The sequence below is a fragment of the Marinobacter sp. V34 genome, assembly GCF_055524115.1.
On the sequence record NZ_JBUPZY010000001.1, the window covers coordinates 234,682 to 253,529 of the forward strand.

Here is an 18,848-nt window from a genome sequence, read left to right on the forward strand (position 1 = left end):
CCATGCCGTCCCGCCCCCCTAAGTTCCGGCTCGATGCCTGGCTGGCCACCATTGCCCTGGTTGCTATCTGCTTTATCAGCCTGGGCAATGTGATCGTGCGCTACGCAACAGATGCCTCTTTCGCCTTTACCGAAGAGTTCTCGGTTTTCCTTTTGGTGGTACTCACTTTTGCAGGCGCTGCGGTGGCTGCGCGACACAACCAGCACATTCGCATCGAGTTGATAGAGCATTACCTGCCGCCCTGGGCACGAAAGGTGGTATTTGTCCTGCAATGGCTGGGTGGTGTAGCGGTGCTGGGAATCATGACCTGGTACGGTAGTACCTTTGCTTTGCAGGAATATCAGTGGGAGTCGTTGTCACCGGGCCTGGGGTTGCCCAACTGGATTTACGTGATCTGGCTGCCACTGCTATCTGCAGCCATCATCATCCGCATGACCCAGAACCTGGTTGATCGCCTTCGCGGTAGGGAAGACCCGGAGGTGATCCATGAGTCCTGATCTGCTGATGATTGGCAGTTTCCTGCTGGCATTGCTGTTGGGCATGCCGGTGGCGATTGCCCTGGGCCTGGGTGGGCTGGTGGGTATCGTGGCGGGACTGCCGCCCGCGATGCTGGGCACGTTCGGCACCAATACCTATAACAGCGTGGCCAAATACCCGTTGATTGCGATTCCCCTGTTTATCCTGACCGGGCTGATATTTGAGCGTGCGGGTGTTGCCGCCGCGTTGGTGCGGTTTGCCCAGTCGATCATCGGCCCCCGGCATGGTGGCCTGACCGTTGTTGCGGTGCTGGTGTGCCTGATCATGGGGGGCATGAGCGGCTCTGGTCCGGCCGATGCGGCCGCTGTTGCCATGGTGATGCTGCCAAGCATGCAGAAGGCCGGTTATCCGAAGCCATTTTCGGCGTCGTTGATTGCGGCTTCTTCGTCTACCGCGATCTTGATTCCGCCGTCTATTGCGTTGATTCTCTATTCCATTGTGGTGCCCGGTGTTGATCTGCGTGCGCTGTTCGCCGCTGGTATTTTTCCCGGGATCCTGGCGGGCGTGTCCCTGCTGGCGCCAGCGTTGTATTTCGCGAAGAAGTACCGTTGGGAGGATCCGGAAGCGGTGGAGCGTCCGCCGTTTTGGCCCAGCTTAAAGGCAGCTCTGCCCGCCCTGTTTGCGCCAGTCATCATCCTTGGTGGCCTGCGTTCAGGCCTGTTCACACCCACTGAGGCGGCCGTGGTTGCGGTGGCATACGGGGTGCTGGTCGGTTGTGTGCTGTATCGCAATCTCAGCCTGCGGAACCTCTGGGGCCTGATGACGGACGCCGCCGTTACCTCCGGCGTGGTGATGTTCATCATAGCACTGGCAGGTATCTTCGCCTGGGCAGGCACCACCCTGGGCACCTTCCAGCACCTTGCCGATGCCCTGTTGTCGCTCTCGGAAAACGGCTGGGTTCTGTTGGGACTGGTGATGGTTCTGGTGCTGATTGCCGGGATGTTGTTGGATGCTATCTCCATCTATCTGATTCTGATCCCCATCGTGCTGCCGTTGATGACGCATTTTGGCTGGAACCCGATCTGGTTCGGCATCCTGCTGGCCATGAACATCGCCATTGGCCAGTTCACGCCACCCGTCGCCGTGAACCTGATGGTCACCACCCGCATTGCCAATATCCGGCTGGAGCACACCATCGGCTGGGCCATGGTTTTTGTGGCTGCGATGGCTGTCAGCCTGGTGCTGGTGATGTTGGTGCCGGGGATTGCGTTGTGGTTGCCTGAGAAGCTGGGGTACGTTGTAGGGCCATGGTAGGTGGGGTGCCGTCTGCCTAAGCCAATCATTGTTTGCTTAAGGAGAAGCAGTTTGAAGATAACGGACTTACCCTTTGGGGTTACGGACTGGTCTGAAGTTGAAAGGACTGAACACACCGGGGAGCAGGGGGTGGCTTATTGGCAGACTCGTACCTTTGGCGATATCCGTATTCGCATGGTGGAGTACAGCCCCGGCTATCTGGCCGATCATTGGTGTGCCAAAGGGCACATTTTGCTCTGCCTGGAAGGTGAGCTTCACACTGAGCTGAAGGACGGGCGCTGTTTTGTTCTCCACCCGGGGTCGAGCTATCAGGTAGCGGATGACGCTGAGCTTCATCGCTCCTCTACGGAGCAAGGAGCCAGGCTATTCGTGGTGGATTGATGTAGTCGGCACTGCCGGCGCAACGATCGTAACCTTGCACCGGCTTTGAACTCTCGTGCTTAGGGCTTTCGCGCCCGATACTCAGGCACAGGCAATCCTCCGATCCCCCAATCCGCCAGTGCCACTTCATCAATCACAACCATGGTCGACTCTGGATTCTTGTCCAGAACCCTAACGAGCAGGTCGGTAACGCCCGCGATGAGTTCTGCTTTTTGTTCAGGGGAAGGGCCCTTGCCCTCCGGGCCGCCTTCGCGGGTAATCTTGATATTGACGTATGGCATGTTCAGCCTCCTTGGATTGTTATTTCATAGTAAAAGATTTTAGCCATGATGGCCCAGCGGCCTTGATCGTAGATTAGGGTCAGGAAGTCGGTGTAGTCGCGGCCCATCAAGGTCATTTCCACTCTCGCGAACGCCAGGGTTGGGCCTCCTGTTTCGATTGAAATGATGCGCTCGTTGCGGGTTTCTCCGTTGCTTGCTGGCGGCACCCGTTGATCCAGCACCTTCCGGTATTCGTCGAACGACAGTACCCGGTAATCCTCTGGTGTTGCACTCACATACTGGGCGTGCGGATGGAACACGCCAGAGAGCATGGCGCTGTCGGCCTTGTGCAGTCCTTCAAAATAGGTTTCGAGCAGGACCGGGATGGCTTCGTAAGGCTTGGGTGAGTTCATTGTGCGACCAGTCCTTCCGACAACATTGCGGCTTTAACGCTCGGCCGGGCCGCGATGCGATTCCAGAGAGCGTTCAGGGATGGCCAATCCTTGAGATTGATCCCGGGCACGGCAGCCCAACTGCACACTACAAAAAGGTAGGCGTCAGCAACGGTGAAGGTGTTGCCCACCAGATAGGGTCGACCATCGTCGAGCAGAGACTCCAGGTAGTCGAAATGGCGGGGGATGGTCTCAAGTGCCTGGGCACGTTGTTCGTCCGTTGCGCTGGCTTTGAAGAAGGGACCAAAGGCCTTGTGCAGCTCCGATGCAATGTAGTTCAGGTGTTCCTGCAAACGGGCTCGCTCAAGGGTGCCTACGTCGGGTATCAACGTAGTTGATTCCGCCAGGTATTGGAGGATCGCAGCGCCTTCGGTCAGCACCGCTCTGCCGGTATCCAGCGACGGGACATAGCCTTTGGGATTGACGGTTTTATAGTCGATACCGGATTCGGTGCGTTGGGTTTGGGTATCAACGGACTCAAGGGTGAAATCAACACCCAGTTCTCTCAGTACAATGTGTGTGGCCAGTGAGCAGGCGCCGGGTTTGAAATACAGTTTCATGGGTAGATTTCCTCTATGTGATAAGCACTGGGCTTGGACAAAGAGGAGATTACTGCTTGCAATAAGAATAAAATAATATTGAGTTATTATGTTAATGATAATTTAATAGAATCATGTTTGGGTGGGCAAATAAGAGGCGTCGATGAAGCTGGAGCAATTGCGTGTACTGGATGCCATCGTGACGCAGGGCAGTTTTCGCAAAGCGTCTGAGGCGCTCTACAAATCCCAGCCCGCTTTGAGCCAGGCCATCAAGAACCTGGAGGAGGAAACCGGGTTAAGCCTGCTGTCTCGGGAGAGTTACCGCCCGGTGCTTACGCCAGCCGGTAAGGCCTATTACCGCCAGGCACGGGGTGTGCTGGATCAGGTACAGGCCCTGACGGAGTTGGCCGGAAAGTTATCGGCCAGCCAGGAAGCGGAGGTGCGGCTGTCGGTATCCGCCACTTGTCCGCTGGGTAATCTCCTGTCGGTGATTGGTGAGCTCAAGGAGGCATACCCAGCCACGGATATCCGGCTCATGTCCGATGCCATGGGTGGCAGTGCAGAACGACTCATGGCGGGTGAGGCTGATCTTATTATCGCCACTCTGGATGGTCTTTCCACAGAGGCAGTTCACGCTTCGCCTTACACCGCCGTGAATATCATCCCGGTGGCCCATCCCGGCTATGGTCCGGCAAGCAGTCGCATGCGGCTGAGCAATGCTGAAATGCGCCCCTACGTGCAGGTTGTGGTGTCGGGTACCGGGCAGGGTCAATATGACCAGAGCCGGGACGTGGTTCCAGACAGCCTACGGTGGACGGTGTCGGATTTTGCCGCTAAAAAAGAGATTGTGCTGGCCAGGATGGGATGGGGCGGTCTGCCGGAGCATTTGATTGCCAGTGAATTGGAGGCCGGCGAACTGGTACCTCTTGATCTGAAAGGTTACCCGATCCGCCGTTCACAGCTTCACCTGGTGCGTCGTCGGGAAGGCGCTCTGGGGGTGGTTGCCAATGAACTTTGGGAGCGACTCTCTCACTAGAAATCTACTCATCAACGGCTCAGGGGTAGCGTATGGACCTCTGCTGGTATTTCGGCAGGAATGGATTTGATGCTGGCTTTTATCGCGAGTACAGCCGGAGATGAAGTGGCGGGTCAGGTGCAATTCGCCTCTGAGTATTACCCGGATTCAATTAGTTATGGTGGGTTTGAGCGTCACCCCAATGCGCCGACGTATCTGAAACGCAATTAGTCAGTCTATAAATGCACCGGAATTGCTCGGGGTTTCTTTCCGGTCTCAAACCTGCAACTCCAGAGGGCACACCTTATGAACGAACAGGAATACGCTGGATTTTGGATCAGAACCGGGGCGGCACTTATTGATTCGCTCTTAATCCTGGTGATCGTTGCGCCGATCATCAGTCTTATCTATGGATCTGAATATTGGTTAAGCGAGTCGTTCATCGTCGGATTCTGGGACATTGTGTTGAACTATGTGTTGCCCGCAGTCGCGGTGATTGTGTTCTGGATATACAAATCGGCAACGCCCGGAAAAATGGCTACTCGGTTGGTGATCGTGGACGCCAGGACGGGTGAGAAACCCACCACCGCCCAGTTTATTGGCCGGTACCTGGCATACTACATCTCCATACTGCCGTTGTTTCTTGGGTTGATCTGGGTTGGCATCGATAAACGCAAGCAGGGCTGGCATGACAAACTTGCTGGTACGGTTGTTTTACGAAACAAGAAGCCGGAGCCGGTGACGTTTGAGGGCTAGTCGCCGCTATGATGTGGCGAAAGGCCAAATTAACCTTGTCTTCGTAGTTGCCTGCAATAGACTGATAACAGCAGCCGGAAACCCGTTTTAGGGCGTTGTGGCGGCTTGATAATCAAAGAAACGCCAACCAATGAGAGGAATAACCGTGCCCGCTATCTTTCCTTTTTACCGCGCAGCGGCTTTTACCCTTACTCTGATCGCCGGGCCGGCTATGGCTGCTGATCCAGTAGTGGTGTCGTCCAAGATCGATACGGAAGGCGCTGTGTTGGGCCAGATGATCCTGCAAACCCTTGAAGAAGCCGACATTCCGGTTGAGAACCGCCTGCAGCTCGGCGCGACCAGCATCGTTCGCAATGCTATCAAGGCCGGCGAGATAGATCTGTACCCGGAGTACACCGGCAATGCCGCTTTCTTCCATGATCAGGCAGACCGGGACATCTGGAAAGATGCCGCCAAGGCCTACGAGCAGGCTGCCAGCCTTGATAAGAAGGCACATGACATTGTCTGGCTAACGCCGGCGAAAGCCAACAATACCTGGGCCATGAGTGTGCGGGGCGATCTGGCACGTGAGAACGGCTTGAACACGCTTGAAGATCTGGCTTCCTATATCAATGGCGGCGGCGCCTTCAAGTTTGCAGCCAGTGCCGAGTTTGTCGAATCCGCCAGCGCGTTGCCGGCGTTCCAGGAAGCGTACGGTTTCAAACTGGGGTCTGATCAGTTGCTGATCCTGTCCGGCGGCAACACTGCTGCGACGCTCCGGGCTGCGGCCCTGACCGACAACGATGTGAATGGCGCCATGACCTACGGCACTGATGGTGGTCTGAACGCACTCGATCTGAAGGTGATGGAGGACACATTGGGTGTCCAGCCGGTCTATCAGCCCGCGCCTATCGTGCGCGCGGAGGTGCTGGAAACGTATCCGAACATCCGCGAAGTTCTTGCGCCGGTCTTTGAGTCACTGGACCTGGAAACCCTTCAGCGTCTGAATGGTCAGGTTGCGGTGAATGGTGTGCCTGCCGAAGCAGTTGCCCGGGACTATCTGGATTCCCTGGCTCAGGACTAAGATTTGGCGATCACCGAGACTTTGCGCCCAAACAGAGTCATTCCGGTGCTTGGAGTGTTGGCCCTGGCACTGGTCTGGTTGCTGGACCTTGGTACTATTCAGCCCAATCGTATTGTCCCGGGCACCGGCCATGGCCTGTTTTCGGCTGTGGGATGGACAGGGGCAGGGCTTGTTACGGGGATTCTGCTGGCGACCGTTGTGCTGTCGACACTGCCGTTGCGTCGGCGCTATGAGCTCCTGTTCGGCCTGACGGGGCTTTCACTGGCGATGATGCCTCTGCTGCTGGAGGTATTTGCCTCTCGCCATCTTCCCGAGGGATCGCCCTACGCGCGCTCGTCTGTAGGTGCGGGGCTCTGGTCCCTGCTGTTCCTGCTTTCTTTGATGTTGATTGAGATCCTTGGCCGGCTCAAAGCCCAGCGTTGGCTGCAGCTGATGCTGCTCGGGTTTATCGGTGGAAGCTGGCTTGTCTTTCTGCGTGGCGAGGGCCTGGAAAGTCTGTCGCTGGTGCGGGAATTCAACGCTCGCCCCGACAAGTTTCAGCAGGCACTCTGGGCGCATCTGGCTTTGGCTTTGGGGGCGGTCACGATCAGTGCCGGCCTGGCGTTCGCCCTGGCACTCAAAATGATCCGTAGCCCAGCCTGGCAACGTCCTCTTCTGGGAGCCGTGAGTTTCTTGCAAACCATTCCCAGCCTTGCGGTGTTCGGTTTGTTGATCGCGCCACTTAGTGCGCTCTCATCAGCGCTCCCGTTTCTGCAGAACCTTGGCATCCGTGGGATTGGTTGGGCGCCTGCGCTGCTGGCGTTGATCGCTTACAGTTTGCTGCCCATGGTGCGCAACACTTTTGTGGCACTTACCGAAGTTCCCGAAAGCCTGGCCGATGCGGCGCGGGGTATGGGTATGAATGAGCACCAGGTGTTTTTTCAGCTCAAGCTGCCGTTGGCGCTGCCGGTGATCATTGAGGGTGTACGCATCACAACGATCCAGGCGATCGGCCTGACGGCGGTAGCGGCCCTGATCGGCGCGGGTGGTTTCGGTGGTTTTATCTTTCAGGGGCTGGGGCAGGCGGCGATGGATCTGGTATTGCTCGGTGCCTTGCCTACTATTGCGTTGGCCCTGCTTGCCGACGCGTTACTCACGATGCTGGCAGCCAGTCTCAAGCCGGCTTCGACAACAGCCTGATAGGGGAAGGAACTGGTCGGATGATTGAACTGAAAAATGTCACCCGGCGCTTTGGCGAAACCATCGCAGTGGATGGGATTAACTTGACCATTGAAACTGGCGAGGTTTGCGTGCTGGTGGGCAGTTCCGGCTGCGGCAAGTCCACCACGCTGCGCATGATTAACCGCCTGTTGCCTCATAGTGCCGGTCAGATACTGGTGGACGGTGAAGACATTACCACCATGAACCCGGAACAGCTTAGGCTGAACATGGGGTATGTGATCCAGGGTACGGGGTTGTTCCCTCATTGGACGGTGGCGCGCAACATTGCCATGGTGCCCAGGCTGTTGAACTGGCCGAGAGAGCGGATCGACTCGCGAGTTGAAGAGTTGATGACCTTGTTGGATCTCGACCCCAGCGCCCACGCCAACAAATACCCCCAGCAATTATCCGGCGGCCAGGCGCAACGGGTCGGTGTTGCACGGGCGCTGGCAGCGGACCCCAACATTCTGCTGATGGATGAACCTTTCGGCGCGCTGGATGCGATCACTCGGGAAAACCTTCAACTCGAAATGCTGCGGATCCAGAAACAGGTCCGCAAAACCACCGTTTTCGTGACCCATGATATTGACGAAGCACTAAAGCTGGCCACCCGTATTGCCGTGATGGATCAGGGGCGCATCATCCAGCATGATACGCCAGAGAATATCCTTAGGTATCCAGCGTCAGACTTTGTTGAAAACCTGATCGGCAAGCAGGATCGTGGTCTCAAACTGATGAGCCTGCGGCCCGTGCGGGACCTGATGGCGCCTCATGCGGAGCCACGGCACTCTGAACCTGGGGAGCATGTGCTCCGGGAGGAAGACAGTATTCGCCTGGCTCTGTCGGTGATGCTCTGGCAGGACCTGCGGCAGGTTGCAGTGTTTAATACGCTGGGGCAGGAGACGGGGGTGATCACCCGTGAGCGCATTATTCAGGAAGGCGTGTAATGCGTATCTGGTTACCGGCCGTTCTACTGACCTCGCTACTGTTCGCGCTGAGTGCCGGAATGCCAGTGCTGGAACCGTTGTTTAACTGGGTACAGCCGGGTAAACAGCAGGTGATCTATGAACGGGAGAGCTTTGTGTTCCTGCTTCAGAATCACCTGTTGCTGGTTGTTGTATCGGCGGCTGTAGGTACCGTCGTTGCAGTGGCAGGCGGCATCTTCGTCACCCGTCCATTTGGTCGCGATTTCCTGCCCTTGGTTGGCCAGGTGGCCTCCATCGGCCAGACCTTCCCGCCGGTCGCTGTCCTCGCGTTAGCGGTGCCGGTGCTCGGTTTTGGCGAAGCACCGATTCTTCTTGCGTTGATCCTTTATGGTTTATTACCCATTCTGCGCAATACCCTGGCAGGCTTGGAAGGCATCGACCCCGCTGTGCGGGAGGCAGCGTTGGGTATGGGCATGTCACCCGTGCAGGTCCTCGTGCGAGTAGAGCTGCCTTTGGCCGGACGGGTTATTCTCGCGGGTATCCGAACCTCTGTTACTATCAATATCGCGACCGCCGCCATCGGCTCAACCATTGGTGCGCGCACACTCGGGGACCCTGTAATTGCGGGGCTGGTGAATGGCAATACCGCTTACGTGCTCCAGGGAGCAATACTGATCGGGTTGCTTGCGCTGACGACCGACAGCCTGTTTGAGGTAATTGAACGAACCTGGGAGCGTCAGTTTCAAACCGTGGAGGCATAGATGGGGAGTTATCTGCTGTTTGTGGTTATTGCAACAGCGACGGTGCTGAGTCCTGGACCGGGTGTGATGCTGACGCTGACAAACGCCATCCGATACGGCGTCTCCGGTGCTTGGGGCGGTATTCTCGGGATTGCCTGCGGTACGTTCATCGTTGCGGGTATCTCAGCAACCAGTCTTGGCATTGTACTGGCCACATCGGCGACGGCGTTTAGCATCATGAAGCTTATTGGTGCCGCCTACCTGATCTATTTGGGAGTAAAGCTGTGGCGGTCTCCCGTGACAAAAATGGAGGACAAAACGGCAGCGGTCAGAAGCAGAAAGTTCCAGTTCCTTGAAGGTCTGACGTTGCAGCTGACAAACCCGAAAGCCGTATTCTTTTTCCTGTCTGTTTTTCCTCAATTTATTGATTATTCGACTGAATTTGTCGGCCAATTCGCACTTCTGGTGGTGACATACAGCGCCCTGGTTGTCCTCATCCACTTGTTGTATGCGCGGCTCGCCAGATCAGCGCGTGGCTGGCTTTCATCCGAAAAAGGGGGGCACCTGGTCAATAAACTGGGTGGGGCGACGTTTGTCGGTTTTGGTGTGGGGTTGGCAACGGCGAGCAAGTAGCGGCGAATCCGTTTATGGGGAATTAGCATGGTGCAAGGCGAAGCAATGTCTCGGTTTAAAGCAGAACTACTTTGTCCGGCCAAGCCGTGCGATGACACGCCCTGGGTGTTTACGGTCTTGCCCCGAGAGGTAAGTGAAAAGCTTCCCAGGCGGGGAAGAACAACCGTAGAGGCCACCCTCAACGGACATCGCTTTCAGGTGACGCTTGAGCCTGATGGTCAATTGAGCCATTGGCTGAAGGTGAGCAACGAACACCTTGAAGCTGCAAGTGTGAGCGTCGGTGACGTTGTTGAGTTGGACATCAGGCCGGTGGATCAGGAGCCCGAGCCAGAGGTTCCCACGGACCTACAAGAGGCGCTAGCAGCGGCTCCCGAGGCTCGATCGGTTTGGGACGATACAACCACCATCGCGCGTGTGGACTGGATTCATTGGATTGTCTCAGCCAAGCAGGCTAAAACCCGAACGAAGCGGATCAACGATGCCTGTGACATGCTTGCATCGGGGAAGCGGCGGGTATGTTGTTTCGATCCTTCAGGTTATTACAGCAAAGCGCTCAGTGCGCCGAAGGCGGCGGACACTCAGGAGATTGGATGAAAAACCCTGTTTTACCAAGCCACTTGCGATTGACCCTTCCGCTCGTCGCGTTTCTTTTGTTCACCGCTTGCGATACGCCACAGCTGCTTCCGCCGGATGCCCGCCTTCCGGACGGCAGCACCTATTCCGGTGACCTACAGAACGGCTTTTTCCACGGTGAGGGTGTTCAGAAATTTGCCAGCGGGATGATTTATACCGGCCAGTTCCATGAAGGCTACTGGCACGGCCATGGCGAACTTGAATCCCCTGCGGGATGGCATTACAAGGGCGAATTCGAGAAAGGCACAATGTCAGGGAGGGGCGTGTTAGAAGATGACAGTAGCCGTTATGAGGGGGACTTCCGGAACGGCGAATTCCACGGCAAGGGGCGTTACGAAGCCGGTGGCAGCGTTTATATCGCTGAGTTTGAAGATGGCAAACCCGTGAAAGGCAAACACGTTACGGACTATGGCACTTATCAAGGACAGCTTCGGGACTGGTTCTACCATGGTGAAGGAACCTATACCTTCACCGGTGACGCTGAGGATCTGGGCAGCCTGACGGGAACCTGGGATTCAGGAGAGTTTGTTGATCAGGAAGGGTACGCCGCAGAAGAAGCTGTCCCGGATGAATCAACGCCTCTTACCGAGACCATTCTTACTGAAGACCGTCAGCGCCTGACCAGCCAGATCGAAAGCCTGGCCCCGGAACAGGCGGGTGCAGCAGACGCCTACTTCCTGGCGGTGGGTGGCGACGGTACCGAGTCGGTGTTCATGCGCGATATACAGGTTGCCAAAACGGGCCTTCAGGCACAGTTTGATGTGGAAAACCGCGCCATCATGCTGCTCAATCACCGGGACTATGAATCCTTCCCCCTGGCTACCCGACCATCCATTTCGGCCGCTCTGGAGGCATTGGATGCGCAGATGAATCCCGAGGAAGACCTGTTGGTGGTTCACCTGGTCAGCCACGGCATGCAAGACGGGCAACTGCTGTTGCAGCAACCCGGTATCGATTTGCCGAACCTCTCGCCGCAGAATTTTGCGGAAATGCTGGAACCACTGAATGTGCGCCGAAAACTGCTGGTGATTTCCGCATGCTACTCCGGCCAGTGGATAGAGCCCCTCAAGGATGCAGATACACTGATCATGACCTCCGCCCGGGCAGACCGTACCTCTTTCGGCTGCGGCGATGACTCGGAGATGACCTGGTTCACCAAGGCGGTTTATCAGAGTGTGGGGCTGTCATTGACCGATTCTGATGCGATGTTTGAAGACATTAACCAGCAGATTCGAACCTGGGAAGAAGAGATTGGTATGGAAGAACCGAATTGGTCCTATCCCCAGTCGCACGTAGGTGAGAACCTGCGGGAGTGGTTGAGCCAGTTGCCTCAGCCTAAGCCATAGAGAGCTAAAACACCGTGACGAGCCCGCGATGGACCCACTGATCACAGCCGCTGGCCGAGCACTTGCGATGGGCGACCCGTTGGCCGCGTTGAACGGCGTTGCCTTGCGCAACGATGCGCCGGCGCTTGCGCTGCGCGGCATCGCCATGGCCCAGCTCGGAGAACTGGATCGGGCCAGGGTGTTGATAGGCAATGCTATCCGTGCTTTTGGTTCGCAGGAACCACTGGCACGTGCAAAGTGCATTGTGGCCGAGGCGGAAATTGCGCTTGCTTCCCGTGATCTCGGCTGGCCATCCCGCAAGCTTGACGCAGCGCGCGAGGTGCTGGAACAGCAGGGCGACCGGGTGAACGCAACGCACGCGCGCTATATCGATATCCGGCGCCGGCTGCTGATCGGTCGACTCGACGAAGCTGAGCTCGAACTGGGGGTTATGGACGTAGCCTCTTTGCCGCCGGCGATGAGAGCCATCCACGAACTCATTGTTGCCGGGATTGCTATGCGGCGCCTGGAAACCCAGGTGGCACGCGATGCGCTGATGCAGGCCGAACGCGCGTCGCAGCACGCCGGTATCCCGGCTCTTGTGGCAGAAGTCGCCAGTAAAGTTGAACTCCTGGGTTTGCCCGCCGCTCGCCTGATCAGGATGGGTAGCGAGCGGCTGCTGCTTCTGGATGAGGTGGCAGCGTTGATGACGTCGCAGGCGTTTGTGGTGGACGGGTGCCGTTATACCGTGAAGCATAGGGAGGCCGTTGTGTCACTCGCGACGCGCCCTGTGCTGTTTGTGTTGCTTCGCATCATGGCTGAAGCCTGGCCCAAAGATGCATCCAGAGACGAGCTGATTGCACGGGCGTTTCGCATGAAACAGGCGGACGACTCCCATCGTGCACGTCTGCGGGTGGAGATCGGGCGCCTTCGTGAGTTATTGAAACCGTTGGCAACCGTGGATGCCACGTCACGGGGTTTTGCACTGGTGCCCCACGATGCGTGCGAGGTGGCCGTCCTGGCACAGCCAGTGGAGGAAAAGTACGCGCCTATACTAGCGCTGCTTTCCGATGGTGAATCCTGGTCGAGTTCCGCCTTAGCACTGGCATTGAATATCGGCCAGCGTAGCGTGCAGCGGGCACTCGATACGTTAGCGACAGAAGGCAAGGTTTACTCGTTTGGCCGGGGCCGCAACCGACGCTGGACAACGCCGCCCATCGCCGGATTCGCGACAATCTTGTTACTCCCTGGTTCACTGGCCCTTGGTTAATATGGGGACGTGATTCAGCCAACCAGGAGACAGCCATGAAACAGTTTAATGCAGAGATTCTAAACGAGTACGGCCCCTTCCACGGAGCTGAGCAGATCCATGGTGTTACATTCGATGGGCAACGCGTCTGGTTCGCATCCGGTGACAAACTGAATGCAATCGATCCGGATAGCGGCAAGCCGGTCGATTCCCTTAATGTGCCCGCAGAAGCAGGGACTGCTTTTGATGGGCACCATATTTTTCAGATTGCGGACAGCCAGATTCAAAAGGTTGATCCAAAAACCGGCGAGGTACTCGGAACCATCCCTGCGCCAGACGGCTGCTCGGGGCTGGCATGGGCGGAAGGTTCTCTCTGGGTGGGGCAGTATCAGGAGCGCAAGATTCATCAACTGGACCCGCACACAGGCAAGGTTCTTCGTAGCATCGAATCCAACCGGCATGTGACTGGCGTTACCTGGGTCGACAGCGAACTTTGGCACGCCACCTGGGACGGTGACGACAATGAGATCAGGCAGATCGACCCCCAGACCGGTGACGTTCTGAAAAGCATTGCAATGCCGCACGGTATTGGCATATCGGGGCTTGAATCCGATGGCCGTAGTCGCTTTTTCTGCGGAGGCGGAAAAAGTGGGAAGCTGAGAGTTGTTCGCTATCCGGAGTAGGCACGAAACACGTCCGTGAAACGAGATTATGAGGTACATAGTTCATTGACCGCGGAACAAATGGATACCCTGCTGGAAACCATCCCCGACGCCCGCGACGGTCTCACTCGTACCGAGCGGATCATTCTCTATGTATTACACGAAACCCAGCGAGAGTTACAAGGACGTAACGTGCCAACGGTTATGCTCTACGGTCGGGTGGTGGAATACGTCAACATCAGCGAAGCGGAGCTCCATGTCTATCTGGACAGGTTGGGTGTGAGAGGCGGCTGAGTTGCCCCAGGTCATTGATTTTCGCCGTTCATTATTTGCGCAAACGCCAATCCACTGTTAGGTTTCTAGTCATGGCTTCATCCTGAATTTTTAGGGAGAGCGCATGGCAGACACCGTCACTGACTTGCTGGCCCGCTACTGGGCCACCGGCTTCTTCATTGTTGCCACATTGGGCCTTTGCGCCTTTATGGTGGGCGCCTCCAGCTTGCTCGGGGGACGTAGCCGGGGTGTCAGCAAATCCCTCCCTTTTGAGTCCGGTATCGTCGGCACAGGCGATGCCAGACAACGCTTTTCCGTCAAGTTCTATCTGGTCGCGATGCTATTCGTGATCTTCGATATTGAGGCCGTGTTCCTGTTCGCCTGGGCCATCGTCATTCCTGACGTGGGCTGGACCGGATTCTGGGGCGCGGCGGTTTTCATCCTGATTCTGCTGGCCGGTCTGCTTTATGACAGTCGTACCGGTGCCCTGGACTGGGCCCCGGACTCATCCAGCGGTAGACCTCGTAGTCCGGCAGGCTGATTCAACGCACCCGTTCAAGGCGTGGGCCGGCGGTGATTTCACCGTTGGGTGCCACGCCCATGGAGGCGCATCATGTCTTACACACTGACCAGGGCAGAGCCATCGCCGGAAGGCGATAGCCGGTATCCGGTTCGGCAACAGGAACCTTCGGAAGATCCGCTCAAAAGCCAACTTGAGCGCAACGTGTTTACCGGTAAGCTCAGCGAGGTTCTTAACAATGCGGTCAACTGGGGCCGCAAGAATTCCCTTTGGCCCTACAACTTTGGGTTGTCCTGCTGCTATGTGGAGATGACCACGGCTTTCACCGCACCCCATGACATTGCCCGTTTCGGTTCCGAAGTTATTCGGGCCTCACCCCGTCAGGCGGATTTTATGGTGATTGCCGGCACCTGCTTCATCAAGATGGCCCCGGTTATTCAACAGCTTTATGACCAGATGCTGGAGCCCAAGTGGGTCATCTCCATGGGCTCCTGCGCAAACTCCGGTGGAATGTACGACATCTATTCAGTGGTGCAGGGCGTCGACAAGTTTCTGCCTGTGGATGTTTACGTGCCCGGTTGCCCGCCCCGGCCAGAGGCGTTTCTTCAGGGCTTGCAGTTGCTACAGGACTCCATCCAGGAAGAACGCCGACCTCTGTCCTGGGTGGTGGGTGACCAGGGAGTCTATCGGGCAGACATGCCCTCTCAACGGGAGAAGTGGCGCGATCAACGTATTCAGGCCACCGAACTTCGAACGCCGGACAAGCTGTGACTAACGCCACCATGACGACAGGTACCGCAGACTTCGAGAGCCTGCTGGGCGATTTCCGGAAGGATGTACTGCATGTACAGCCCACGCTGACAGGTATGCCCGTGTTTTGGGTGTCTCGCGAGAGCATCGTGGACATTCTGTCGCACCTGAAACAACAGCCGGCACCCTTTTCCATGCTCTACGACCTGTCAGCCGTGGATGAGCGCTTGCGTGGTCACAGGAAGGGGCTGCCAGAGGCTGATTTCACGGTGTTCTATCATCTGTTGTCCGTGCAGCGTAACGAAGACCTGATCCTGAAAGTGGCGCTGTCGGAGCATGACCTGCGGGTGCCCACTGTTAGTAAAGTCTTTGCCAACGCCAACTGGTACGAGCGGGAAATCCTGGACATGTTCGGCATCGCCGTGGCTGGGCATCCGCACCCCGAGCGCATTCTGATGCCGCCGACCTGGACAGGCCACCCGTTGCGGAAGGATTACCCGGCCCGGGCCACCGAGTTTGACCCCTACACCCTGACCGTGGAAGGCCAGGATATTGAGCAGGAAGCCATGCGGTTCGAGCCGGAAGCCTGGGGTATGCAGCGGGAGCGTGATGGGGCGGAATTCATGTTTCTCAACCTGGGGCCAAACCATCCGTCGGCTCATGGGGCTTTCCGCATTGTTCTGCAACTTGATGGTGAGGAGATCGTCGACTGTGTGCCGGACATTGGCTATCACCACCGGGGCGCCGAGAAAATGGCCGAGCGCCAGTCGTGGCATAGCTTTATTCCGTACACTGACCGCATTGACTACACCGGTGGGGTGATGAATAACCTGCCTTACGTGCTCGCCGCAGAGAAGCTGGCGGGCATCGAGGTGCCGGACCGGGTCAAGGTCATCCGCGTGATGATGGCCGAAATGTTCCGCATCACCAGTCATCTGTTGTTCCTTGGCACCTACCTGCAGGATCTGGGCGCCATGACGCCGGTGTTCTATACCTTCAGCGACCGGCAGCGAGGCTATGAGGTGATCGAGGGCATTACTGGTTTTCGCATGCACCCTGCCTGGTATCGCATTGGCGGTGTCATGCAGGATCTGCCACAGGGTTGGGAAAAGCTGGTGCAGGGTTTTCTGGACTGGATGCCTGCGCGCTTGAAAGAGTACGAGCGAGCGATGATGGAAAACGCCATCGTGCGTGAGCGTACCCGCCACGTGGCGGCCTTTAATACAGCCGAGGCGCTGGAGTGGGGGGTGACCGGGCCTAACCTGCGGGCGACCGGCTGTGACTTTGACTTGCGTAAGCAGCGGCCTTACTCGGGCTATGAGCAGTTTGAGTTTGACGTGCCGCTGGCTCACAACGGGGACGTGTTTGACCGGGGACAGCTGCGTATCGACGAGATGCGCCAGAGCCTGCGGATTATTCAGCAGTGCGTAAACAATATGCCCGCAGGTGACTACAAGGCGGATCATCCGCTAACCACGCCTCCGCCCCGGGAGCGCATGCTTCAGCACATTGAAACCTTGATTACCCACTTTCTCCAGGTGTCCTGGGGGCCGGTACTGGAACCCAATGAGTCTCTACAGATGATTGAAGCCACCAAGGGCATCAACAGTTATTACCTGACCAGTGACGGCAACACCATGAGTTACCGCACCCGCATACGTACTCCGAGTTTTCCGCACTTGCAGCAGATACCGTCGGTGATGCGCGGAGGTTTCGTGCCGGACCTGATCGCCCACCTGGGCAGTATCGATTTCGTGATGGCAGACGTGGACCGCTGATGATGGCAACGACACCGCAGACCACCAGGATTATTGGCAGCGACGGTTTTAACCTCCATCCGGAAGATGAGGCCGCGATGCGGGAGGAAGTGGCGCACTACGAGCAGCCCCAGGCCGCGTGTATCGAGGCCTTGAAAATTGTTCAGCGTCGACACGGCTGGGTGCCGGATGAAGCCATTGGCGCCATTGCAAAGGCGCTTGGTATTGGCCCCGCTGCGGTGGAGGGCGTGGCAACCTTCTATAGCTTGATCTTCCGTCAGCCAGTGGGGCGGCATGTGGTGCTGGTCTGTGACAGCAGTTCCTGTTTCCTGACCGGCTTCGATGAGCTGAAACAGGCGCTGGCCAGCCACCTGGGTATTGACTATGGCCAGACCACTGAAGACGGCCGTTTCACCTTGCTGCCGGTGTGTTGCCTGGGCGCCTGCGATGGCGCGCCGGCGTTGATGATCGACGACGACACCTATGGCCCGGTGTCACCGGATGATCTACCGGACCTGCTGGAGGGTTATCCATGAGTGAGACCATTCTCAGCCAGCGTGACTCAATGCGTTATCGCAGCCGGCTGTTGCAGCCGGAGGCTGACCGACACCCGGATACCCATCCGCTGACCTGGCGGCTGCGGGATGACGGCGAAGTGATCTGGCTTGACGAATACCTGCGCAAGGAGGGTTATCAGTCGGTTCGCGAGGCCCTGGAAAATGGCGACCCGCAGGCGATCATTGCCACCATGAAAGAGGCCAATGTGCGAGGTCGCGGCGGTGCCGGTTTCTCCGCCGGGCTCAAGTGGAGCCTGACCTTGCAGGGCGGCAACATGCCCCGTGGCTACCTGATCTGCAACGCGGATGAGATGGAACCGGGCACCTTCAAGGACCGCCTGCTGATGGAGCAACAGCCACATCTGCTAATCGAAGGCATGATTCTGGGAGCGTTGGCCAACAATGCGTTCTATGGCTACATCTTTCTACGTGGTGAATACGTGGAAGCCGCGCGAGTTCTGAACCGCGCTCTGGACGAAGCCAGGGAGGCCGGTTGGCTGGGTACTGACATCAACGGCAGTGGGTTTGATTTCGACATTGCCGTGCACACCGGCGCCGGGCGCTACATCTGCGGTGAGGAAACCGCACTGATCAATTCGCTGGAAGGCAAACGGGCCAATCCCCGCGCCAAACCGCCGTTCCCGGGACAGTCCGGGGCCTGGGGGAAACCCTCGGTGGTGAACAATGTGGAAACCCTGTGCAACGTGCCGGCGGTGATCCTCAAGGGCGCGGACTGGTATCAGGCACTTTCCGGTGATCGCACCGACGACGGCGGCAGCAAACTCTATGGCGTGTCCGGCCCGGTGGAGAAGCCCGGATTGTGGGAGCTGCCCATGGGTACGACTGGCGCCGAGATCCTTGAACGGGCTGGTGGCATGCGTGGCAACCGATCACTCAAGGCCTGGCTTCCAGGCGGCGCCAGCACGGGGTTTTTGTTGCCGGAGCATCTGGAGCTGCCGCTGGATTTCGACACCGTGGGCAAGGAAGGGAGCCGCTTGGGTACGGGCCTGCTGACGGTGGTGCCTCAGGAACAGAGCATGGTGGCGTTGATGCGTAACCTGGAGGAATTCTTTGCGCGGGAATCCTGCGGCTGGTGCACCCCCTGCCGGGACGGGCTGCCGTGGACGGTCAAACTGCTGTGGGCACTGGAACTCGGGCAGGGTGAAATCGGCGATATCGAGTTACTGGATAAGTTGGCGGCTGATTGTGGCCCGGGGTTGACCTTCTGCGCCCATGCGCCCGGCGCCGCCATGCCGTTACAGACGGCCCTCAAACACTTCCGGCAGGAGTTTGAGCAGGGCGTCGGCAAACCCAGGGGAAAGGCCCATCAGGACCCGATTCCGGTGGGCGGAATCTGAGCGAAAGT

Annotated in this window: 23 protein-coding genes; 20 read left to right on the forward strand and 3 right to left on the reverse strand. The window is 57.5% G+C overall.

The features are described 5' to 3' along the window. The first annotated feature begins 2 nt into the window (after positions 1-2). Genes AC0B60_RS01155 through AC0B60_RS01165 form a run of 3 tightly spaced genes read left to right on the forward strand, consistent with a single transcriptional unit; the run spans position 3 to position 2,172 of the window. Positions 3-497, forward strand: coding sequence for a TRAP transporter small permease (locus tag AC0B60_RS01155; protein ID WP_465083380.1), 495 nt, complete (start codon positions 3-5; stop codon positions 495-497). Further along, positions 487-1,791 carry a TRAP transporter large permease gene (locus AC0B60_RS01160; protein ID WP_465083381.1) on the forward strand — a complete coding sequence of 435 codons (1,305 nt, stop codon included), beginning with the start codon at positions 487-489 and terminating at the stop codon, positions 1,789-1,791. Before AC0B60_RS01155 ends, AC0B60_RS01160 begins: the two co-directional genes overlap by 11 nt. A 51-nt stretch (positions 1,792-1,842) precedes the next feature. Continuing rightward, positions 1,843-2,172, forward strand: a complete 330-nt coding sequence (locus AC0B60_RS01165; RefSeq protein WP_465083383.1) for a DHCW motif cupin fold protein — start codon at positions 1,843-1,845, stop codon at positions 2,170-2,172. Positions 2,173-2,231: 59 nt separating this feature from the next. On the opposite strand, the gene AC0B60_RS01170 is transcribed toward AC0B60_RS01165, so the two are convergent. From AC0B60_RS01170 to gstA, 3 genes are read right to left on the reverse strand one after another with little or no spacing between them, the layout of a single operon-like run. Beyond that, entirely contained in the window at positions 2,232-2,453 is a 222-nt protein-coding gene (locus AC0B60_RS01170; RefSeq protein WP_465083384.1) for a tautomerase family protein, read from the reverse strand. A 2-nt stretch (positions 2,454-2,455) separates the two neighbouring features. Then, positions 2,456-2,845 carry a nuclear transport factor 2 family protein gene (locus AC0B60_RS01175; RefSeq protein ID WP_465083386.1) on the reverse strand — a complete coding sequence of 130 codons (390 nt, stop codon included), beginning with the start codon at positions 2,843-2,845 and terminating at the stop codon, positions 2,456-2,458. Then, positions 2,842-3,444, reverse strand: a complete 603-nt coding sequence (gene gstA / locus AC0B60_RS01180) for a glutathione transferase GstA (RefSeq protein WP_465083388.1) — start codon at positions 3,442-3,444, stop codon at positions 2,842-2,844. Before gstA ends, AC0B60_RS01175 begins: the two co-directional genes overlap by 4 nt. 142 nt (positions 3,445-3,586) lie before the next feature. Here gstA and AC0B60_RS01185 point away from each other — a divergent pair, with 142 nt between their 5' ends. The 17 genes from AC0B60_RS01185 to nuoF all read left to right on the forward strand — a co-directional run bounded on the left by AC0B60_RS01185 (position 3,587) and on the right by nuoF (position 18,840). Further along, positions 3,587-4,459 carry a LysR family transcriptional regulator gene (locus tag AC0B60_RS01185; protein ID WP_465083389.1) on the forward strand — a complete coding sequence of 291 codons (873 nt, stop codon included), beginning with the start codon at positions 3,587-3,589 and terminating at the stop codon, positions 4,457-4,459. A gap of 285 nt (positions 4,460-4,744) precedes the next feature. Continuing rightward, positions 4,745-5,194 (forward strand): RDD family protein, encoded by a 450-nt coding sequence (locus AC0B60_RS01190; protein WP_465083391.1) that lies wholly within the window; start codon positions 4,745-4,747, stop codon positions 5,192-5,194. 211 nt (positions 5,195-5,405) lie between these two features. Next, the gene (gene osmF / locus AC0B60_RS01195; RefSeq protein WP_465083921.1) at positions 5,406-6,257 is read left to right on the forward strand and encodes a glycine betaine ABC transporter substrate-binding protein OsmF; all 852 of its coding nucleotides are present in this window, start codon (positions 5,406-5,408) and stop codon (positions 6,255-6,257) included. Positions 6,258-6,260: 3 nt separating this feature from the next. Continuing rightward, the gene (locus AC0B60_RS01200; RefSeq protein ID WP_465083393.1) at positions 6,261-7,436 is read left to right on the forward strand and encodes an ABC transporter permease; all 1,176 of its coding nucleotides are present in this window, start codon (positions 6,261-6,263) and stop codon (positions 7,434-7,436) included. Between the two features lie 20 nt (positions 7,437-7,456). Further along, a complete protein-coding gene (locus AC0B60_RS01205) occupies positions 7,457-8,404 on the forward strand; it encodes an ABC transporter ATP-binding protein (protein ID WP_465083394.1) in 948 nt (315 codons plus the stop codon). Further along, complete coding sequence (locus tag AC0B60_RS01210; protein ID WP_465083395.1) at positions 8,404-9,144, forward strand: ABC transporter permease; 741 nt, start codon at positions 8,404-8,406, stop codon at positions 9,142-9,144. The genes AC0B60_RS01205 and AC0B60_RS01210 overlap by 1 nt, the downstream gene beginning before the upstream one ends. Further along, positions 9,145-9,756, forward strand: a complete 612-nt coding sequence (locus tag AC0B60_RS01215) for a LysE family translocator (RefSeq protein WP_465083396.1) — start codon at positions 9,145-9,147, stop codon at positions 9,754-9,756. 27 nt (positions 9,757-9,783) lie between these two features. Continuing rightward, the gene (locus AC0B60_RS01220) at positions 9,784-10,350 is read left to right on the forward strand and encodes a YdeI/OmpD-associated family protein (protein ID WP_465083397.1); all 567 of its coding nucleotides are present in this window, start codon (positions 9,784-9,786) and stop codon (positions 10,348-10,350) included. Then, positions 10,347-11,735, forward strand: coding sequence for a C13 family peptidase (locus tag AC0B60_RS01225; protein ID WP_465083399.1), 1,389 nt, complete (start codon positions 10,347-10,349; stop codon positions 11,733-11,735). The genes AC0B60_RS01220 and AC0B60_RS01225 overlap by 4 nt, the downstream gene beginning before the upstream one ends. A gap of 28 nt (positions 11,736-11,763) precedes the next feature. Further along, positions 11,764-12,984: a helix-turn-helix domain-containing protein gene (locus AC0B60_RS01230; RefSeq protein WP_465083401.1), complete on the forward strand. Its 1,221-nt coding sequence runs from the start codon at positions 11,764-11,766 to the stop codon at positions 12,982-12,984. A 35-nt stretch (positions 12,985-13,019) separates the two neighbouring features. Next, complete coding sequence (locus AC0B60_RS01235) at positions 13,020-13,646, forward strand: Vgb family protein (protein WP_465083403.1); 627 nt, start codon at positions 13,020-13,022, stop codon at positions 13,644-13,646. Positions 13,647-13,706: 60 nt separating this feature from the next. Further along, positions 13,707-13,919: a hypothetical protein gene (locus AC0B60_RS01240; protein WP_465083923.1), complete on the forward strand. Its 213-nt coding sequence runs from the start codon at positions 13,707-13,709 to the stop codon at positions 13,917-13,919. A gap of 103 nt (positions 13,920-14,022) precedes the next feature. After that, positions 14,023-14,439: an NADH-quinone oxidoreductase subunit A gene (gene ndhC / locus AC0B60_RS01245; RefSeq protein ID WP_465083405.1), complete on the forward strand. Its 417-nt coding sequence runs from the start codon at positions 14,023-14,025 to the stop codon at positions 14,437-14,439. 72 nt (positions 14,440-14,511) lie between these two features. Continuing rightward, positions 14,512-15,189 carry a NuoB/complex I 20 kDa subunit family protein gene (locus tag AC0B60_RS01250; protein ID WP_465083407.1) on the forward strand — a complete coding sequence of 226 codons (678 nt, stop codon included), beginning with the start codon at positions 14,512-14,514 and terminating at the stop codon, positions 15,187-15,189. An 11-nt stretch (positions 15,190-15,200) separates the two neighbouring features. Then, on the forward strand, positions 15,201-16,946 hold the full coding sequence (nuoC, locus tag AC0B60_RS01255; protein WP_465083925.1) for an NADH-quinone oxidoreductase subunit C/D: 1,746 nt from the start codon (positions 15,201-15,203) through the stop codon (positions 16,944-16,946). Beyond that, positions 16,946-17,461, forward strand: coding sequence for an NADH-quinone oxidoreductase subunit NuoE (gene nuoE, locus AC0B60_RS01260; protein ID WP_465083408.1), 516 nt, complete (start codon positions 16,946-16,948; stop codon positions 17,459-17,461). The genes nuoC and nuoE overlap by 1 nt, the downstream gene beginning before the upstream one ends. Continuing rightward, the gene (gene nuoF / locus AC0B60_RS01265) at positions 17,458-18,840 is read left to right on the forward strand and encodes an NADH-quinone oxidoreductase subunit NuoF (RefSeq protein ID WP_465083410.1); all 1,383 of its coding nucleotides are present in this window, start codon (positions 17,458-17,460) and stop codon (positions 18,838-18,840) included. The genes nuoE and nuoF overlap by 4 nt, the downstream gene beginning before the upstream one ends. Positions 18,841-18,848: the final 8 nt, after the last annotated feature.